Below are 17,362 nucleotides of genomic sequence, written 5' to 3' on the forward strand. Positions count from 1 at the left end.
ACCATCCTAGATTTTGTCTGCGAGTATGACGCCGCTGATGCCATAAGCGCGGCGCGTCTGCTCAATAGCCTCAGGGGTTACATCGATAAGCAGCGCAATGATGTCACCATCCGGATGCTCGAGAGCGTTGCCGAGCTCGAAAATCGTCCAGCCAAGCGCACGCAGGCGTTTCGGCCAGAATGTTTCGCACACCACGCTGATCTGTCGAATTCCCAGACTTTGGGCCGTCTCAAGAAGACCGCACAGAACAAAGCCGGCGATCGGCGACGACGCTCCGTGCGTGCGAAGCGATGGAACGACAAAAAAACGCGTCCATTCGAAGATGTCTGCCGCTCTCGGAGGCGTGCCGCCGGCGAGAACTGGGAAGACCTCGCTCATCAGATGCGGCTCCAGCGTCGGAACAAGACGGGAGCCGCCGACGATCTTGCCGTTGGTATCGAGCGCCAGAACATAAAGCGCATGCTCGTTGTCGAAGGCGTCGATCTCGATGTTGATGGGTCGGGCGACGGCGCGCCATCGTCTGTGCTTGACGTAAATGTCGTACCGGATGCGAAAATAGCGCTCCAGCACTTTTCTATACTGCTTCCTGTTTTCCCAGGTGACCAAGTGCACACGAACCATGACGCCTCCAGGCGGAGGTCGTAGGAAAACGGACTTTCCGTACGTATGACGGTATTCAGGTATTGCTAAATCTGGATTTCCTGCCGTCGCAGCGCCTTGACGATGGCATGGGACACGTTGATCGCGTCAAGCTTTCCTCGAATGTTGCGTTGATGGCTCTCGACCGTGTTTCTGGTGACGCCGAGGATGCAGGCGATGTCTTCCGTGGATTTGCCTTGTGCGCTCCACTCCAGAAGTTCGCGCTCGCGCGCCGTCAATGGCGTGGGCTGGTCTCCCCCGCCAGCTGTTTCTAACGCTGAAAGGCTCCGGAACGTATGTACGCACAGCGTCTCGATGAAGGGCATGGCGCTCGGCGGGAATTCAATCCGGTCACTCGCGGCGGTGACCACGCCGGGACCTGACAGCGGGACGTGTACCGGGACGCAGATACCTTGCTTCATCCCGAACTCCGCCGCCTCGTTCATCACCAATCTTGCGCGTTTAAACAGTCTTGCGGCTGGAAGGTCGCCCCATAGGAAGGGCTGTGGCGAGTGCCGGCACTGCGCAACGCAAGGATCATGCAGAAAATGCTCCTCCGAGACATATCGAAAATACCATTCGGGAGGCCATCCGTCGCCCAGGATCTCGCGTTGCCAGTCCGCGTCGTGCGGCACCGGCAGGCCGGTGATCAGAAAATTGCGCAATCCATACCGCCCCATGATGGAGCGAAACTCTTGCAGGATTGCATCAGTTGACCGCGCAGTGTCGATCCTCGAGATTGCTACGAAAAGATCAGCAACACCTTCGCGCTGCATTGGCAGACCTCGACAAAAGCCAAGCCGCACGCCGCGCCACAACTTATGCGCGTCTCCACGATCTTCAATGGGGCCCAGAGCGAATGTGCACTGCAGGAGTCAATTAGACGGCTAAAGTCGGCAGGCGGACATGTGTTCAACATCTCGAACGAACACGTGAGCCTTCATTCTGTCGACTTCGCAACCACTTGTTTCGTCCCACGCACAGCCTTCGATGGAACGGCCGCGATCAACTCTTGCGGCTCGACATCCAAGGCCTTCGCCAGGATCTCGACTGTATCCAGCGTGGCGTTGCGCCGACCGGCCTCGACGCTGCTGATATAGGCTCGCGTGCGGCCCGAAGCGAAAGACAACTGCTCCTGAGACAGTCTTCTTTCTCTCCGTAGCCGCTGCACGTTCAAACCAAAAACGCCGCGCAGTTTCATCGAACAACGGATGCTACGACGCGCACTATGGTGCGACACACTATAGTGCACATTCCGCATTGACAGCGGTGCGGTTGGCTGTTTGAAACAACCAGCGAATTCATCGTTTCCTGACACAGGAATAGCCATGTCGAGCCGGCCGTTTCGCGACCTCGCGCACAACGTACAAGTGCATTCTTCTGGCGAGACTAGCCGACCCAGAACGGAAGAAAGCCGGGTCCTGGAATTCGTCTGCATCCGATGCGATGCTTCCTACCCCGCCAATGTCATCATCGACTCCAAGGGGTGCGCGCGGTGTCAGCAAACCGCACCCGCAAATCTTCGGCCGGTTTATGCCGATCCTCCTTCTCATCTCTTCGACGGTGCCACCTCCTCGCGCTCGCTATGGCGTTTTGCGCATATGCTGCCTTGCACAGAAGCGGATGCAGTGAGTCTTGGGGAGGGTTTGACACCGTTGCTTGCGGCGCCGCGGATCGGCGCGTTTCTCGGTGTTCCCAACCTCGCAATCAAGGATGAAGGCCGAAACCCGACCTGGTCGCATAAGGACCGCTTCTCGACCATCGCGGTCAGCGTGGCGCGGGCGCGTGGCGCAAAGATCATCGCGACCGCCTCCTCTGGCAACGCCGGCGCTTCGCTGGCGGCTTACGCAGCTAGAGCCGGGCTGAAGTGCGTTGTCACTACCTTCGCCGGGTCGGCCGGCGCGATGCTGGCGCAGATCCGAAGATATGGCGCGACTGTGCTGCCCTTGGTTAACAAAATGGACCGATGGTCCCTGCTGGAACAGGCGGCTGCCCGCTATGACTGGTTCATCGCCTCGCCCTATCACTGTCCGGTCGTCGGCAGCCATCCACTCGGCATCGAGGGCTACAAGACGATCGCCTACGAGATCGTCGAGCAATCGAATGGCACGGCTCCGGACTGGTGCGTCCTGCCGGTCTGCTATGGCGATGCATTGTCCGGCGTGTGGGCGGGCTTTTGCGAGTTGTACGCGCAAGGGACGATCACGCAGCTGCCCCGTCTCGTCGCCGCGGAGGTGCACGGGTCATTAGCGGACGCTCTCGCCAGCGGCGCCGATGCCTTGAGTGAACGCAAGATTCTCTTCGAGAGCCTTGCCGTCTCGATCGGCACGCCGCGCAGCACCTTCCAGGCTTTGAAGGCTCTGCGCGAATCCGGCGGGCACGCAGTGCCCGTCGACAATCGCGGCCTGATCGCAATGCAGGAACGCCTTGCGCGGTACGAAGGGATCTTTGCCGAACTGGCGTCGGTGACGCCGCTGATCGCAATATCCACGTTGAAGGATCAAGGGATCATCGCAGCCGCAGACCGCGTCGTGGCCGTTGTGACTGCCAGCGGTCTCAAGGACCTCGATCGGTCCACTGGAACGAACGAACATGATCAGATTTTCCAGACGACGGAAGACGCCTGGCGCTGGCTCGACCAAAGCGGGCTGGATCTCGCCTTATAGGTTGTCCACCGCACCAATAGCCGATGGCACCTCATTTGTTGCCTGCGTCTCCATCACATCGTCAAGACGGCGGCGCAGCCAAAGAAAGCGAGTCCATTGCGTCTCTGCGGCCGGTGCGATTGTCGTCAGCGTCCTCGGCTCAGACGGCTCTTTGCAGGGCCAGCCAGGCAAGGTCGCAAGCCAGTCGTCATTGTAGACAGTTTCGGCATGGCGATGGCCTTCGTCAGGCATGATGACCGCGACCTGTGCGTCCGGAAGGGTCGTTGCAACCCATTGTGCGACCAACGCGGCGGCGCCGCTGGTCGGCCCCATGAAGATGCCGTGCTCGCGCAGCAGACGGTGCGCGCTCAGATACGCCGGATAGGCACCGACCCAATGGATCTCGTCGACAAGCTCATGCCTGACATTTCTCGGCAGAACGCTGTTGCCCAAGCCCCGCAGCATGCGTTTGCCGACGGGCTGCCCAAACAGAATGCTGCGATGGGTATCGACGGCAAACACCGTCAGATGGGGAAAGACCGTTCGCAGAAAAGACGCGGTGCCGCATAGCGAACCGCCTGTGCCGACGCAGCCGACCAGGCAGTCAACCCTTCCCACGGCCCGGATGAAAAGTTCAGCCAGCCGCGTATAGGCGAGCCAGTTTCCCGGACTGTCGTATTGGCGGGTCCAGAAGCCCTCCGGCTCCTTGGCCAGGATTTCCTGCAGGCGCTCAAGCCGGCCAGGCTGATTGCCGTCACCGCGCGGATCGTCAAGTGCGATGACCGTGGCGCCGGTGCGCTCCAGCCGGGCTTTGTATTTGGCATCGATAAGCGTTGAAGCGGTGACGAGGGTAAGGCGATAGTCGCGCGCCGCCGCGAGCAGCGCCACCGCCATGCCGAACGTGCCGGACGTCGTCTCGACAATTTGGGAGCCTGGCTTCAGTTCGCCATTCGACGCTGCCCGATCCAGAATGTAGCGGGCCGGCATCAGCTTCATCAACGGAAAAGCCGCCGCCACCAGATTTGGCGCCAGGCGAGCAAGGCGAGGGGTCTCAAGGTCCCTGAAATAGTCAACTCCGAGGGTCACCATGTCCAGCCCTCCGCATTGACCAGATGGACCTCGACTTCCTGGAAGCCGGCGCGTCTTATCTGTTGTGCGACCAAAGCTGCCCGTCGCTTCAGATTCGATGCGAAGAGATCGAAAATAAGACCCAACAAAGAGCCGCTATGGGCGACTTGCACCCCGCACGCTCCGGCTCGCCTGGCGATTTCGGCGATCTCGTCGAAACCCTGTTTCGGCAAGTGCCGTTGACTGATCACCGCACTGGCAGAGGCGGCGCGTCCGAGAAGATTTGGATCCTGAAGGTAAACTGCCCGCGCCACCAGCGCCCGAAGGACGCCGAATTCCTGGATTTCGGCACTGTCGTAGCGCGCCGGCGGCAGCTGCAATGTGTCGACCGGGACGCCGCCATTCGCCTTGAAACCGACCAGGAGCAACGGCGGCAGCGAGCCGCCGAAATTCTCGATCACCGTGCCCTCGCGTTGCGCGAACAGGACCGCATGCTCATCGAATGCAATCGCATCGCTGGCGCGCTCGGCGGCAACGGCGAGACGCCCGATGCTCGAGGGCCGCAACTGGACCTTGAGGGCCGCGGCTACGGCGCGAATGGAAGCGACGACGTCCGCGGTCGATGAGCCGTAGCCGTGCCCCACGGGAATCGAGCTTTGAAGCGTCAGCACGCCGCCGCCGGTTACGTTCAAGAAATCGAGCGTGAGCCGCGCGGCGGCCGACGCCTTGACCTTATGATCAGGGTGGACAACGACCGCATCGCCGTCGCTCCTGGCAAAGGTCGCCTCGGACCTCAAACCGGCGATCGGCAGCGTGACGAGCCCGCGATGAAGGCGCCCGTCATCATCCTTGAAGACGCCCTGGATGAGTTCGCCGTGATGCGCAATCGCCGCTCCCGTCCCGATCGAAGACCGTAGCGTTTCACGGCTCACAAGATCGCCGGCGCCAGCCATTTTCATCTCCCCCACCCTTTCTCGCAGCGCAGAAGGATGGCGCCGAGGGCTGACATCCGCCCTCAGGGAATTCCGGTATTGACGGCTTCCTATCGAACGAGCCGGCCGGGAAGCGAAGCGTGATCGATCGTCAGGCGGCGGACCCGAGGTGCCTCAGCGGCCGGCCAACCGAAACCGCTTGCGCAGCAGCCATGATACCTTGCGCATCGATCCCGTAATGTCGATAGAGATCGGCGATCGTACCAGTCTGGCCGAAATGCTCGACGCCCAAAGCGCGTGTACGGTGGCCATGGACCGACCCCAGCCAGGCGAGCGTAGCGGGGTGCCCGTCCAACACCGTCACGATGGCGCAGGAAGCCGGAAGACCGGCCAAAAGGCGCTCGACATGGCTTGAGGCGCGCGGATGGCCGTACTGGCGCGCCCGGGCCGCGGCTGACCAGCCGGCGTTCAGCCGATCGGCCGAGGTCACCGCCAGAAGCCCGATATCGCGCCGATCGCCGGCCATCAACCCCAGCGCCTGTACCGCTTCCGACGCGACTGCCCCGCAATAAGCTATCACCAGCTCGGCGTTTGGCCCGGGCTTTCGCAGCCAGTAGGCGCCATCGACGATGTCGCGCGCCAGCTTACCTTCCATCGGGCGTGTCGGCTGCTCGATCGAACGCGTCGAGAGCCTGAAGTAGACCGAGCCTCCGGTCTGATCGCGCAGCCAGGTATGGTCGTCAGGCTCGGCTTCGCCGCTACGCTGCATATAGTCGAATGCCCAACGCAGAATGATTGCCAGTTCGTCGACATAGGCCGGCTCGAACATCGCAAGACCGTCCTGCGCCATGCCGATCAGCGGGGTGGCGATCGACTGATGCGCTCCGCCTTCGGGAGCCAGTGTCACGCCGGAGGGCGTCGCCGCCAGTATGAAGCGGGCGTCCTGGTAACAGGCATAGTTGAGCGCATCGAGGCCGCGCTCGATGAAGGGATCGTAGAGCGTGCCGACCGGAAGCAGGCGCTCGCCGTGGAGCGCGTGCGACAGGCCGAGCGCCGAAAGCATCGTGAAAAGGTTCATCTCCGAAATGCCCAGTTCGAAATGCTGTCCCGACGGCGCAAACGTCCAGTTGAAGGTGGAGGGAATGCGTTCTTCACGGAAAATGTCCGCCTGGTCGCCGCGCGCGAACAGACCCCGCTTGTTTACCCAGGCGCCGAGATTGGTCGAGACGGTGACGTCGGGCGATGTCGTGACGACACGGCCTGCAAACTCGCTGTCCGATTTCGCGATCTCGTGCATCAGAAGCCCGAAACCTTGTTGTGTCGACATGGACCGTTGAGCGCCGAAGCTGATGCGCGCCGGAACCGGAATAGCTGGGGCTGTGTGGCGACGCGGGGCTGCCTCCGCAAAAGGCGACGAGGCGAGGAAGGACCGTATCGCAGCCTCGTCATAGGAGAGGCCCTCGAACATGTCCCATTCGCGGCCCTCGCGGACTCCCATGCCTTGCCGCAGCGCGTCGACTTGCGCCGGTGTCATCAATCCGGCGTGGTTGTCTTTGTGGCCGGCCAGGGGCAGGCCGAAGCCCTTGATCGTATAGGCGATGAAGCAGGTCGGACGATCATGCCGGCGTGCTTGCTCGAAGGCATCGATGATGCTCTCCAGATCGTGGCCGCCGAGGTTTGCCATCAGGGCCGCAAGGTCTTCGTCGCTGCGCTTCTCGATCAGACGGCTGACCGGTCCCTGATCGCCGAGATCATCGAGCAGGCGTCTGCGCCATGCAGCGCCGCCCTGGAAGGTCAGCGCGGAATAGAGCTGATTGGGGCATGCATCGATCCAGGTTCGCAACTTTTCGCCGCCCTCTTCCTCGAAAGCGGCCTGTTGCAATGCCCCATGTTTCAGGATCACCACGTCCCAGCCGAAATTGCGAAAGATGGATTCGAAACGCTGCCACAGGCCTTCGCGCACCACCGCGTCGAGGCTCTGCCTGTTGTAGTCAACGACCCACCAAGTGTTTCGCAGGCCGTGCTTCCAGCCTTCGAGAAGCGCCTCGAAGATATTGCCTTCATCCATTTCGGCGTCGCCGAGCAGGGCGATCATCCGGCCTTCCGGCCGATCGGTCTTCCAGCCTTTTGCCCCGACGTAGTCCTGGACCAGGGAGGAGAACAGGGTCTGCGCCACGCCCAGTCCAACCGACCCGGTCGAGAAATCGACATCGTCGATATCCTTGGTTCGGGACGGATAGGACTGCGCGCCGCGATAGCCACGAAAATTCTGCAGCTGCTCGAGTGTCTGGTTGCCGAACAAATACTGTATGGCATGGAAAACCGGGCTGGCATGCGGCTTGACGGCGACGCGGTCCTGCGGCCTCAGGATCTGGAAATAGAGCGCCGCCATCAAGGTCGAGGCGGATGCCGACGACGCCTGATGGCCGCCGACCTTGAGGCCGTCCGTCGACTCCCGCAGATGATTGGCGTGATGGATCATCCAGACGGCCAGCCAGAGAACCTTGCGCTCAAGCTCGGAAAGGATCGTCATCGTCGGCTCCTGCGAAATCGCAGCTCTATTGTAGCGGGACGGCCTCGCGAAAGTGACTATTCTTACGCACGTAGAGCGGTAATATTGGCTGATCCAGCCAACAACGAGCCCCAAACGAGGGTCACATGCCAAATCCGGTGCTTGACGCGATCGACCTGAAAATCATCGCCGCGCTGCAGAAGAACGCCAAGGCAACTTCGAACGACCTCGCCGAAGCCGTCGGTCTTTCGCCCTCGCCTTGCGCGCGGCGCGTCAGACTCCTGGAGAGCGCCGGCGTCATCAAGGGCTACACCGTGGTCGTCGACCAGAAGAAGCTCGGCCTGCCGATCAGCGCTTTCGCGTCGATCAAGCTTGAACGGCAACGCGAGGACGATCTCGACCGCTTTTCGCAAGCCGTCCTGCGCTGGCCGGAGGTGGTCGACTGCTATCTGATGACCGGCCAGCGCGACTACCTGATGCGCATCGTGGTGCGCGACCTCGAGGCGTATGAGCGGTTCATCAAGGACAAGCTGACGCGGCTGGACAATATCGCTTCTATCGAAAGCAGCTTCGCCCTAGGCCAAGTCAAGCGCTCGGAAGTCCTGCCCATCTGATCGAGCGAGTATTCCGCGATGGCCATCGCGGCGGCTACTGAAGGGCCGCATCCTCCATCTCGTGCAGTTTGGAAGACAGCGGACGGATCGACAATCCGTCTCTCTGGAGTGAATCTTGGGACTTTGCCGCATTATTATATTAGTGTACAACAGCAATCTATGCCTATGAAAATTATCTCGCCAAGGATTGTCCTCATCGCACTATGCGTTGTGGTCAATGCGTGTGTCAGCTCCGCGCTTGCCGCAGTCATCCCCATCTTTCTCGTATCGAATCTTCATGTGAGCTATTTCAGGGCAAGTTTGCTGATGGTGGTCGGCACGTTGCTATCCGCGGCGGCAACGTACAGTCTCGGCAGGATCGGCGATGCGGCGCGGGCGCGTTACCCCATCGCCATCGCATCGGCGATTTGTGGGCTGGCCGGCGCGATGATCTTGGCATTCGCGACGAGCTAGGTTGCCTTCCTGCTCGTCTTCGCTTCATTGTTCGCCGTCGCAGGTAGCCTGTTTTCCCAGCTCACGGCGCTGGCCATTCTCCACGCCAGATCATCCAGCGCCATTATCCGCGCGGTCGCCAGCGGCGGCTGGGTGATCGGGCCGCCGCTCGGCGGAATGGTCGCCACCTGGCGATCGCCAGCGGTGCTGTTTCTGACCATTGCCGCGGCCTATGCCCTGCTGGCTATGATCATTGGCGTCATGGCATTGCGCCTTCCGTCGCCCGCCGCCAACACGAGCGAGAGCAAGTCCGCGCTGAGCGCATCCAACAGAAGGCCCGCCTCGATCGTTCTTACGACTTGCGCGCTCGCCTCCCTCCACTTCCTGCTGTCGGTCTGCGCGCTCGGCATACCCTGGCGCATCGTTCAGATCGGCGGCAGCGAATATCATGTCGGACTGGCCTTCGCGATCGCGGCGGCCGTCGAGATCCCACTGATCGCCTGCTCCAACATCATCGTTTCCCGCGCCGGTCAGGCAACGATGCTGGTGGTGTCGAGCACCCTGCTGCTTGTCTATTTCGCGGCGGCTTCGCTGATCGACAGCGTGCCGGCGATGGTGTCGCTCAGCGTCATCAACGGTGTCGTGACGGGCATCATGATGGGACTGAGCCTGATCGTGCTGCAAGAACGTTTGCCCGACAGGCCGGCGCACGCCAGCGCCATCTACTCGAACACGATCCGACTGTCCTATGTCGCCGCCCTGCTCACCGCGGGCGGCATCGCGCAGCAGATTTCGGTCGTCGCCATTTTCCAGGCGGCGGGCGCGCTGGCTCTGTGTCTCAGCCTTTACCTGATCCTTTGGCAGCCGCTAGGCCGGCCGGTTTTGCGCTGGCGCGGCTCACGGCTGAACGCCTCCTGAAATCCCCGGCCTCGTCGTCGCGCGGCACAACGTGGCGGAGCTTTCAGGCTGAAGCTCTGCGGCCTTCGCTGACGAGATCGACGCCGGCAATTGCCGGCAGTGGGAAGCGGCGGCGGCGAAGCGGCGCGGGTGCAAGCTCGATCCTTTGGCCTTGCAGCAGTAAGTCTTCCCAAGCGATATCCACGCCGTCGAGCCAGCGCGACATTGCCCGACGAAGATCGTCGTCCGCCACCGTTGTTGCGACCTCGGCCTGCGCTTGCTCCAGGCCGTGGGCGAGGCTGCCCAGCCGACCGGCGAGCGCCTCCTTCGATAAGCAAAAAAAGGCCGCTCGCCGCCGCTGTTGGGGTCGTCCGGCGGCGAGCGTGAAGGAGATATCCGGCAGCGAAGCGGAGGGCGTTCGCCGCAGCCATTGCAGCAGGCTGTCAGCGGTTGCGGCCAACTCAGCGTCGTCATCGCCGGAGAGCAGGAAGGGCAGCGGATGCTCGTGTCCGTCTTCGCTTCGCGGCGGCGCTTCGCCGAGCACGACATGCGCGTTGCAACCGCCCAGCCCATAGGCATGGACGCCGGCCAGGAAAGGCTTGCCGGATGACAGATCGTCAATGTCCGTGTTGTCGCGCAGCACATCGACTGCGCAGGGGCGCAGCGCCGTATCCTCGACCAGATGACGATGCGCGCGCGTGGCCGGCATGATGCGGTGCCGCATCGCCATGACCACTTTGATGATCTGCGACAGGCCGCCGGCCGCTTCGAGGAAGCCGATGTTGCCCTTTACCGAACCGATGCGCAGCCCTTCGGCAAAGACGTCTTGAAACGCCAGCAGCTCGCTGAGGTCGCCACCACCGCCATTGCCATGCGCCTCGACATAGCCCGCGTCGCGCGGATCAAGGCCGTGGCGCACCCACGTCCTGGCGATCAGCTCGGCCTGCGCGGACGCGCTCGGACGCGTCAACCCTCCCGACGCCGCACCCTGATGATTGACGCCGCTGCCATGGATGACGGCATGGATCGTATCGTGGTCGCTGAGCGCGTTTTCCAGCGGCTTGAGCACTAGCGCCGCCGCCCCCTCGCCCAGCACTTGTCCGCGCGACTCCCGGTCGAAGGGCGCGCTTTCGCCGGTGACGCTGAGAAGTCCCAGCTCCTGCAGCCTGACCAGACGGCTCGGCTCCAGCAAAAGGCTCACGCCACCGACGATCGCCTGCTCGCACTCGCCGCTCCTGATCGCCTCGACGGCGCGGTGAATGGCAACCAGCGCGCTTGAGCAAGCCGTGTCCACCACCTCGCTCGGTCCCTTGAGATCGAAGACATAGGAGATGCGGTTCGGCACCATGGTGTGGGCGGCACCGGTGGCGAGATACATGCGCGAAATCTCGTCCCAGTCGCCTTCGCGCGCGTAGAACTGGAAATCCGGATTGTAGACGGCGACGAAGACCCCGGTGGTTTTGTGCCGGAAATCTTCCAGCCGGTAGCCGGCGTTCCCGATCGCCAGCCATGCCTCTTCGAGCATCACGCGCTGGTGCGGATCGATCGTCTCGGCCTCGCGCGGCGAGACGCGGAAGAGCGCGTTGTCGAAGTCCAGCACATCGGCCAGCGCGCCGACCTTGGGCACGGCGATGCGGTCGTCGGCGCACCAGGGCCAACGATGGCGCGGCGGCGGCGAGAACAGGTCGCGTCCCTCGATCAGCGTGCGATGATAGGCGTCCGGCCCGACGCTGCCTGGGAAGCGGCAGGACAGGCCGACGATCGCGATCGGCGCGGGTCGCCGCGCCATCGCTTCCTGTCCTGGACCCGCGCTGTTCTTCGGGCTCATGAGACTCACGCTTGGACGGTCTCGAAGCTGTGCTTCAGCTCGGCGAGGAAAGGCAGGTTGACGCGGATGTCGGCGACCGACGGCCCGTAATCGAGCAGGCAAGCGATCTCGCCGACGCCGGCTTCCCTTGCGGCGAGCGCGAACTTGCGCGTCTCGGCCACCGTGCCGAACAAAGCCGCCGTGCTGAAGTAACGTTCGAAGGAATACTCCGCCATCTGATCGATCTCCTGCGCCGAAAGCTGGCGGCCGACATCGACCGCGCCGCCTTGCAGATGGCTCATCAGGCTGGTCTTGATGTAGTCGAGGAATGGCCCGCGCACAGCCCGGTGCACCGTCTCGATGTCCTCATGCACGAAGGTGTGCAGCATGAGCGTCACCGTGCCGGTGTCGGGATCGAGGCCGGCGCTCTTGCGGCCTTCCCGGTAGAGCGCCGTCTTCTGCGCCAATTGCTCCAGCGAGATACCGGCAAGCATGGTCAAGACATTCATGCCGAGCTCGCCGGCACGGCGAAAAGTCTCAGGCTGCTTGGTCGCGGTCAGCCACAAATTCGGCTCCCGCTGCAGCGGACGCGGGTACGTCACGATCGGCATCGGCTTGCCGGCGCCATTGGCATAGCTCACCGGCTGGCCGCGCCACAGCGCGCGGATTTCCACGATGCGCTCGAACCACAGCTCGCGCAAATTGGGGTAGGCAGACGGCGCCAGCACGAAGTCGTTGACGTTCCAGCCGCTCGCCAGCGCCAGATCGACGCGGCCGTTGGAGAGATTGTCGACCACCGACCAGGATTCGACGATGCTTGCCGGATGATGCAGCGGCACCACGGTGCTGCCGGCCCGCAAGCGGATGTTGGTGGTGATCGAAGCCAGATAAGCGGCGACCACCGCCGGGTTCGGATAGATGCCGCCCATGGTGTGGAAATGGCGCTCGGGGATCCACACGGCCTCGAAGCCGTGCCGGTCGCCATAGCGCGCCATCTCCGAGATCACGGCATAGGCGCCCCCCGCCTCTTCCGGATAGGAATTGGAAAAGAAGATTAAGCTGAACTTCATGGTCGGTCCTCGTCGGCCGCGTCGCCGGAACCGCCATGCCCGGCACCGACGCAGCCAGTCATCCAGTCGCCGCGAAGTGAGGCCGGCCCGGGCGAACCGGGCCGGCCTCGTGATCAGAACGCCGGTTCGACCGAGCCGACATTGTCCTTGGTGACGACGGTCAGCGGGATCGGCAGCCGGTCCTTGACCTCCTTGCCGTCCATGATTTCGGCCATGGTGTTGATCGCGAGGCGGCCATCCTCGACAGGCGACTGCACGATGGTCGAATACATCTCGCCGCTCTTGATGGATTCGAAAGCGTCCTTCTGGCCGTTGATGCCGACGATCGGCGGCGTCGGCTTGGACGGATTGGCTTCCTTCCAGGCATCGATGAAGCCGCGCGCCATGGTGTCGTCATTGGCGTAGACGCCGGTGATCTGGTCGCCAAAGCGGGTGATCAGGTCACGGCTGACGACCAGCGCCTTCTGCTGATCGAAGTCGGCATTGACGGTGTCGAGCACCTTTATTTCGGCATTGGCTTCCTTTAGGCGGTCGGTAAAGCCGTTGACGCGGCCGATGGTGGTGCCGTTGCCGGCCTGGCCGGCAATGATTACCACCGCACCCTTGCCGCCCAGCGCCTTGCTCAGCGAATCCGCCGCCATCTTGCCTTCCTCATAGACGTCCGGTCCGGAGAAGGACTTGATGAAGGGCTTGGCATCGTCGCTCATCGGCGAGTTGATGAGGATCGCCGGGATGTTGGCCTGCTGCGCGCGGGCGAGGCCCGGAATATAGGCCTGCGGATCGAGCGGCCACAGGACGATGCCGTCGACCTTGCGGGCCACGCAGGTGTTGAGCTGCTCGGTGCCCTTCTGCACGTCGAAGTCCTGGCTGAGGCTCAAGACCTCGATGCCGAGCTCCTTGGCGCGGGCCTCGAGCGCCTTGTTGGCCGGCGTCGCATAGGCATGCGAATCCGCCGCCGTCACGTAGCAGACGGTCTTGGCGCTCGCCCATCCGGTCGAGGCCAGAAGCGCCACGGCGGCGATTTTGAACATGCTTTTCTTCGCAATCATGCTTTTCCTCCTTGAGTGATTGGTTCGTCGCGAACGAGCGCTGGGCGTGTGCCCGGAGCCCTCCCCTTGGTGGTAACGGCCCGATCGAGCACGACGAGCAGGATCAGGATCAGCCCGGACACGACCTGCTGGACGTATGCGGGTATCGATTGGAACTCCATCGCGATGGTCAGCGAGCCGATGGTCAACACACCGCCAAGCGTGCCGAGCGCGGATCCCCTGCCGCCCTCGAGACGGGTTCCGCCGACGACGACGGCGGCGATGACTGCGACCGTCAGCTCCGACCCGAAGACAGGCGAGCCGGTGTTGGTGACGAGGCTTTGCAGCACGCCCGCGAGGCCGGCCAGCGTGCCGGCAAAGACAAAGCCGAGAAAGACGATGCGGTCCGAAGCGATGCCGCTTTCCTTGGCGGCGGCCGGATTGGAGCCGACGGCAAAGACGTTGCGGCCGGGAATGCTGCGCGTCAGCCAGAGATGCAAGAGCACGATCAGGACGATGAACAGCGCGCTGCGGATGGTGAAGATCTCAAGATAGATCTTGGCCAGCGCCAGCGACAGCATGATGTCGGTGCCGGTCACCGGCTGGCTGTTGGTGATCCAGTGCGCGAGCGAGCGGAAGATCAGCATGGTGGCGAGCGTCAGGACGAGCGAGTTCACCTTCAGCCCGACGACCAGCGCGCCATTGATGCCGCCTGCCAACATGCCGACCAGGATACCGACAATCGCGGCCGGCAGGATGCCGATCTCACGCTGCAGCATGACCGAGATGATGCCGGCGAGCGCGAACACCGCGCCGCCGGAAAGGTCGATCTGGCCGGCGATCAGAAGCACCGTCAGGCCGATGGCGATCAGGCCGATGGTAGCGGCGCGGTCGAGGCCGAGGCTGAGCGTGGAAGCCGACAGATAGCCAGGCACGACCAGCGCCGAGACGGCGAGCGTCAGGCCGAGGATGATCAGCACGCGGTACTGCGAGGCAAGGACAAGCAAGCGCATCATGCCACTCCCCGCTTGCGCAACGCCGCATCCATGCCGACGGCGCCGACGATCAGGATGCCGAGCACGAAACCCTGGATCGGCGTGCGCACGCCTTCCAGCACCATGACGTTGGTCAGCAACTGCACGAAGATCAGCCCGGCGATCGCCCTCGGCACCGAGCCGAAGCCACCGATAATCGAAACGCCGCCGACGACCACGGCGGTGATGGCGCTGAATTCGTAGCCGGAACCGATCAGCGGCCGTGCGCTCTGCAAGGTGAGACCGAGCAGGCCGCCGCTGATGCCGGAGGCGAGCGCCGTGATGACGAAGGCGCCGGCCTTGACCGCCTTGACCGGCACGGCACTCGCTTCGGCGGCGTTGTAATTGCCGCCGGTCGCCAGCGTCCAGCGCCCCCAGAAGGATCTCGACAGAACGAAATGGCCGATCAGCGCGATCACCAGGAAGATCAGCACCACGACCGGAATGCCGAGCAGCCGGCCCTTGGCGAATTCGGCCGACGCCGTGTTCGAGCCGTAGACGATGACGCCACCGACCGCCGCCTGGACGATGCCAAGGCCGATGGTGCCGACGCCGAGCGTGGCGATGATCGGATTGATGCCGACATAGCCGACAAGGACACCGTTGATGAGGCCGATCAACCCGGCCAGCGCCACCGCCAGGACAAAGGCCGGCACCGGGCCGATCAATGGCTGCAGCCCCAGCGACAGGATGGCGCCGCAGGCGATGGCGGCAGGCACAGAGAGGTCGGCGAGGCCGCCGACGACGAGCACGAAGGTCATGCCGACCACGACGATGCCGACGATCGACATCGAGGTCAGCACGTTGAGGAGGTTGCCGGTGGTGAAGAAGGCCGGACTGGCGAACGAGCCGTAGGCCAAGACCGCCAGGATCGCCAGCAAAAGGCCGGCCTTCGACAGCATATCGACGAGCCTGCTGCCGCGCGTGAAACGGTCGTTGCGGGTCGCGCCGCTGATCTCCATGGCCGCGTCCGTCAAGCCGCTTCCTCCCCGGTCGCAAGCGCCATGATGCGCTCCTCTGTGACTTCGGCGCGGGTCAGCGGCTGCGATGCGCGGCCGTCACGCATGACCACGACGCGGTCGCAGACGCCGAGGACTTCGGGCAGCTCGGACGAGATCATCACCACCGCCATGCCGTCGGCGACGAGCTGGCCGATGATGTGATGGATCTCGGCCTTGGCGCCGACATCGACGCCGCGTGTCGGCTCGTCGAGGATGAGCACGGCCGGTTTTGCCGCAAGCCATTTGGCGATGACGGCCTTCTGCTGGTTGCCACCTGACAGGAGATTGATGCGCCGCTCGCCATCCGGCGGCGAGATGGAAAACTGCTTGACGTAAGTGGCCGACAACGAACGATCAGCGCTGCCGCGGATGCGGCCGAAACTGGTCAGCCGGCGCAGGATGGGCAGGCTGATGTTTTCGCGCACCGACATGCCGGGCACGATGCCGTCGCCCTTGCGATCCTCAGGCACATAAGCGATGCCGGCGCGCACCGCCGCCGATGGCGAAGAGATGACGACCTTGCGGCCGTTGATGCTGACACTGCCCTCGACGATCCGCGACATGCCGAAAATGGCGCGCGCTACTTCGGAGCGTCCGGCGCCGACAAGGCCGGTCAGGCCAAGGATCTCTCCGGCCCGCACGTCGAAGCTCACATCGCGGAAACTCGCGCCGTCGCCGATACGCTCGACGCGCAGCACCGAGGCGCCGATCTCGGCCACGCTTTTGGGAAAAACGTTGCTCACCTCGCGACCGACCATCAGCCGGATCATCTCGCCGGCGGTGATCCCCTCGATGGGCCGCGTCTCGATCATCGCGCCGTCGCGCAGCACGGTGACCTCGTCGGCGATTTCCAGCACCTCCTTCAGCCGGTGGCTGATGTAGATGATGGCGATGCCGTCATTGCGCATCTTGCGCAGGATCCGGAACAGCGCCGCCGTCTCATGTTCACTGAGCGACGATGTCGGCTCGTCCAGCACGATGATGCGCGGCTGGGCAGCATAAGCCTTGGCGATCTCGACCAGCTGCTGCTGGCTGATCGACAAATTGCCAAGACGCTCGCGCGGATTGATCGCGGCGCCCAGCTCGTCGAGCACGGCGGCAGCCTTGCGGACCATCTCGCCCTTGCGCAGATAGCTCCATTTGCCGGGCATGCGGCCGAGATAGACGTTCTCGGCGACGGTCAGGTCGGGGACGAGATTGATCTCCTGATGCACCATGCGGATGCCGAGCGCCTGGGCGTCGGCCGGTTTGCGCATACGCACCTCGGCGCCGCCCACCTTGATCGTGCCGCTGGTCGGCGCATAGGAGCCGTTGAGCACTTTCATCAGGGTGGACTTGCCGGCGCCATTCTCGCCGACGACGGCGTGCACCGTGCCGAACTTGACGGCGAAATTCACGTTCGAGAGCGCCTTCACGCCCGGGAACGTTTTGCTAATGCCTCGCATGTCGAGGGCACAATCCGCCACCGCAGTCATTTCCGGCTTGGTCCTCCCTGGCAAGACGGCCCCGGTGCGCCTCGGCACGGGATCGACGGTCATTTGAAACGTAAGCCGGCCCCTCAAGCCGACCGCGAAGGCGTCCACGCAAACCGCGCTTCGGCACCCCCAGCAACGCCTTCGCCGCGACGTTAATATCGCGACGGCGGGCACTATTGCACTAATATAACAGTTCTGACAAGCTGGT

Annotated in this window: 16 protein-coding genes; 4 read left to right on the forward strand and 12 right to left on the reverse strand. The window is 63.2% G+C overall.

The features are described from left to right. Positions 1-6: 6 nt before the first annotated feature. From LB524_RS23500 to LB524_RS23510, 3 genes are all read right to left on the reverse strand, one after another. Positions 7-621, reverse strand: coding sequence for an acyl-homoserine-lactone synthase (locus LB524_RS23500; RefSeq protein ID WP_224530590.1), 615 nt, complete (start codon positions 619-621; stop codon positions 7-9). A 65-nt stretch (positions 622-686) separates the two neighbouring features. Continuing rightward, the gene (locus LB524_RS23505) at positions 687-1,415 is read right to left on the reverse strand and encodes a LuxR family transcriptional regulator (protein ID WP_224530591.1); all 729 of its coding nucleotides are present in this window, start codon (positions 1,413-1,415) and stop codon (positions 687-689) included. A gap of 164 nt (positions 1,416-1,579) precedes the next feature. Further along, positions 1,580-1,840 (reverse strand): helix-turn-helix domain-containing protein, encoded by a 261-nt coding sequence (locus LB524_RS23510; RefSeq protein ID WP_224530594.1) that lies wholly within the window; start codon positions 1,838-1,840, stop codon positions 1,580-1,582. Positions 1,841-1,967: 127 nt separating this feature from the next. On the opposite strand from LB524_RS23510, the gene LB524_RS23515 reads away from it, so the two are divergent. Then, entirely contained in the window at positions 1,968-3,305 is a 1,338-nt protein-coding gene (locus LB524_RS23515; protein WP_224530597.1) for a threonine synthase, read from the forward strand. On the opposite strand, the gene LB524_RS23520 is transcribed toward LB524_RS23515, so the two are convergent. The 3 genes from LB524_RS23520 to LB524_RS23530 all read right to left on the reverse strand — a co-directional run bounded on the left by LB524_RS23520 (position 3,300) and on the right by LB524_RS23530 (position 7,817). After that, positions 3,300-4,373 carry a PLP-dependent cysteine synthase family protein gene (locus tag LB524_RS23520; protein ID WP_224530600.1) on the reverse strand — a complete coding sequence of 358 codons (1,074 nt, stop codon included), beginning with the start codon at positions 4,371-4,373 and terminating at the stop codon, positions 3,300-3,302. The genes LB524_RS23515 and LB524_RS23520 overlap by 6 nt on opposite strands. Further along, positions 4,367-5,305, reverse strand: coding sequence for a kinase (locus tag LB524_RS23525; protein WP_411909934.1), 939 nt, complete (start codon positions 5,303-5,305; stop codon positions 4,367-4,369). Before LB524_RS23525 ends, LB524_RS23520 begins: the two co-directional genes overlap by 7 nt. A gap of 130 nt (positions 5,306-5,435) precedes the next feature. Beyond that, on the reverse strand, positions 5,436-7,817 hold the full coding sequence (locus tag LB524_RS23530) for a transketolase (RefSeq protein WP_140789437.1): 2,382 nt from the start codon (positions 7,815-7,817) through the stop codon (positions 5,436-5,438). A gap of 125 nt (positions 7,818-7,942) precedes the next feature. Here LB524_RS23530 and LB524_RS23535 point away from each other — a divergent pair, with 125 nt between their 5' ends. The 3 genes from LB524_RS23535 to LB524_RS23545 all read left to right on the forward strand — a co-directional run bounded on the left by LB524_RS23535 (position 7,943) and on the right by LB524_RS23545 (position 9,760). Then, entirely contained in the window at positions 7,943-8,410 is a 468-nt protein-coding gene (locus tag LB524_RS23535) for an Lrp/AsnC family transcriptional regulator (protein ID WP_140789439.1), read from the forward strand. Positions 8,411-8,575: 165 nt separating this feature from the next. Next, on the forward strand, positions 8,576-8,863 hold the full coding sequence (locus tag LB524_RS23540) for a hypothetical protein (RefSeq protein WP_224530606.1): 288 nt from the start codon (positions 8,576-8,578) through the stop codon (positions 8,861-8,863). Positions 8,864-8,890: 27 nt separating this feature from the next. Then, the gene (locus LB524_RS23545) at positions 8,891-9,760 is read left to right on the forward strand and encodes an MFS transporter (protein WP_224530608.1); all 870 of its coding nucleotides are present in this window, start codon (positions 8,891-8,893) and stop codon (positions 9,758-9,760) included. A gap of 43 nt (positions 9,761-9,803) precedes the next feature. Here the strand turns inward: LB524_RS23545 and LB524_RS23550 are convergent, their stop codons facing one another. The 6 genes from LB524_RS23550 to LB524_RS23575 all read right to left on the reverse strand — a co-directional run bounded on the left by LB524_RS23550 (position 9,804) and on the right by LB524_RS23575 (position 17,124). After that, a complete protein-coding gene (locus LB524_RS23550) occupies positions 9,804-11,528 on the reverse strand; it encodes a beta-ketoacyl synthase N-terminal-like domain-containing protein (protein WP_224530613.1) in 1,725 nt (574 codons plus the stop codon). 44 nt (positions 11,529-11,572) lie between these two features. Further along, positions 11,573-12,616, reverse strand: coding sequence for a MupA/Atu3671 family FMN-dependent luciferase-like monooxygenase (locus LB524_RS23555; RefSeq protein ID WP_140789445.1), 1,044 nt, complete (start codon positions 12,614-12,616; stop codon positions 11,573-11,575). A 113-nt stretch (positions 12,617-12,729) separates the two neighbouring features. Then, the gene (locus LB524_RS23560) at positions 12,730-13,665 is read right to left on the reverse strand and encodes a sugar ABC transporter substrate-binding protein (protein ID WP_224530618.1); all 936 of its coding nucleotides are present in this window, start codon (positions 13,663-13,665) and stop codon (positions 12,730-12,732) included. Then, positions 13,662-14,657: an ABC transporter permease gene (locus tag LB524_RS23565; protein ID WP_224530621.1), complete on the reverse strand. Its 996-nt coding sequence runs from the start codon at positions 14,655-14,657 to the stop codon at positions 13,662-13,664. The genes LB524_RS23560 and LB524_RS23565 overlap by 4 nt, the downstream gene beginning before the upstream one ends. Beyond that, entirely contained in the window at positions 14,657-15,655 is a 999-nt protein-coding gene (locus tag LB524_RS23570) for an ABC transporter permease (protein ID WP_224530625.1), read from the reverse strand. Before LB524_RS23570 ends, LB524_RS23565 begins: the two co-directional genes overlap by 1 nt. Then, the gene (locus LB524_RS23575; RefSeq protein WP_224530626.1) at positions 15,652-17,124 is read right to left on the reverse strand and encodes a sugar ABC transporter ATP-binding protein; all 1,473 of its coding nucleotides are present in this window, start codon (positions 17,122-17,124) and stop codon (positions 15,652-15,654) included. The genes LB524_RS23570 and LB524_RS23575 overlap by 4 nt, the downstream gene beginning before the upstream one ends. Positions 17,125-17,362: the final 238 nt, after the last annotated feature.

This window comes from Mesorhizobium sp. ESP6-5, assembly GCF_020164695.1.
GTDB lineage: Bacteria > Pseudomonadota > Alphaproteobacteria > Rhizobiales > Rhizobiaceae > Mesorhizobium > Mesorhizobium australicum.

Bases quoted from the DNA above. Each gene is read 5' to 3' on its own strand.
- LB524_RS23500 (WP_224530590.1), bottom strand. From the start codon at position 621: ATGGTTCGTGTGCACTTGGTCACCTGGGAAAACAGGAAGCAGTATAGA.
- LB524_RS23505 (WP_224530591.1), bottom strand. From the start codon at position 1,415: ATGCAGCGCGAAGGTGTTGCTGATCTTTTCGTAGCAATCTCGAGGATC.
- LB524_RS23510 (WP_224530594.1), bottom strand. From the start codon at position 1,840: ATGAAACTGCGCGGCGTTTTTGGTTTGAACGTGCAGCGGCTACGGAGA.
- LB524_RS23515 (WP_224530597.1), top strand. From the start codon at position 1,968: ATGTCGAGCCGGCCGTTTCGCGACCTCGCGCACAACGTACAAGTGCAT.
- LB524_RS23520 (WP_224530600.1), bottom strand. From the start codon at position 4,373: ATGGTGACCCTCGGAGTTGACTATTTCAGGGACCTTGAGACCCCTCGC.
- LB524_RS23525 (WP_411909934.1), bottom strand. From the start codon at position 5,305: ATGGCTGGCGCCGGCGATCTTGTGAGCCGTGAAACGCTACGGTCTTCG.
- LB524_RS23530 (WP_140789437.1), bottom strand. From the start codon at position 7,817: ATGACGATCCTTTCCGAGCTTGAGCGCAAGGTTCTCTGGCTGGCCGTC.
- LB524_RS23535 (WP_140789439.1), top strand. From the start codon at position 7,943: ATGCCAAATCCGGTGCTTGACGCGATCGACCTGAAAATCATCGCCGCG.
- LB524_RS23540 (WP_224530606.1), top strand. From the start codon at position 8,576: ATGAAAATTATCTCGCCAAGGATTGTCCTCATCGCACTATGCGTTGTG.
- LB524_RS23550 (WP_224530613.1), bottom strand. From the start codon at position 11,528: ATGGCGCGGCGACCCGCGCCGATCGCGATCGTCGGCCTGTCCTGCCGC.
- LB524_RS23555 (WP_140789445.1), bottom strand. From the start codon at position 12,616: ATGAAGTTCAGCTTAATCTTCTTTTCCAATTCCTATCCGGAAGAGGCG.
- LB524_RS23560 (WP_224530618.1), bottom strand. From the start codon at position 13,665: ATGATTGCGAAGAAAAGCATGTTCAAAATCGCCGCCGTGGCGCTTCTG.
- LB524_RS23565 (WP_224530621.1), bottom strand. From the start codon at position 14,657: ATGCGCTTGCTTGTCCTTGCCTCGCAGTACCGCGTGCTGATCATCCTC.
- LB524_RS23575 (WP_224530626.1), bottom strand. From the start codon at position 17,124: ATGCGAGGCATTAGCAAAACGTTCCCGGGCGTGAAGGCGCTCTCGAAC.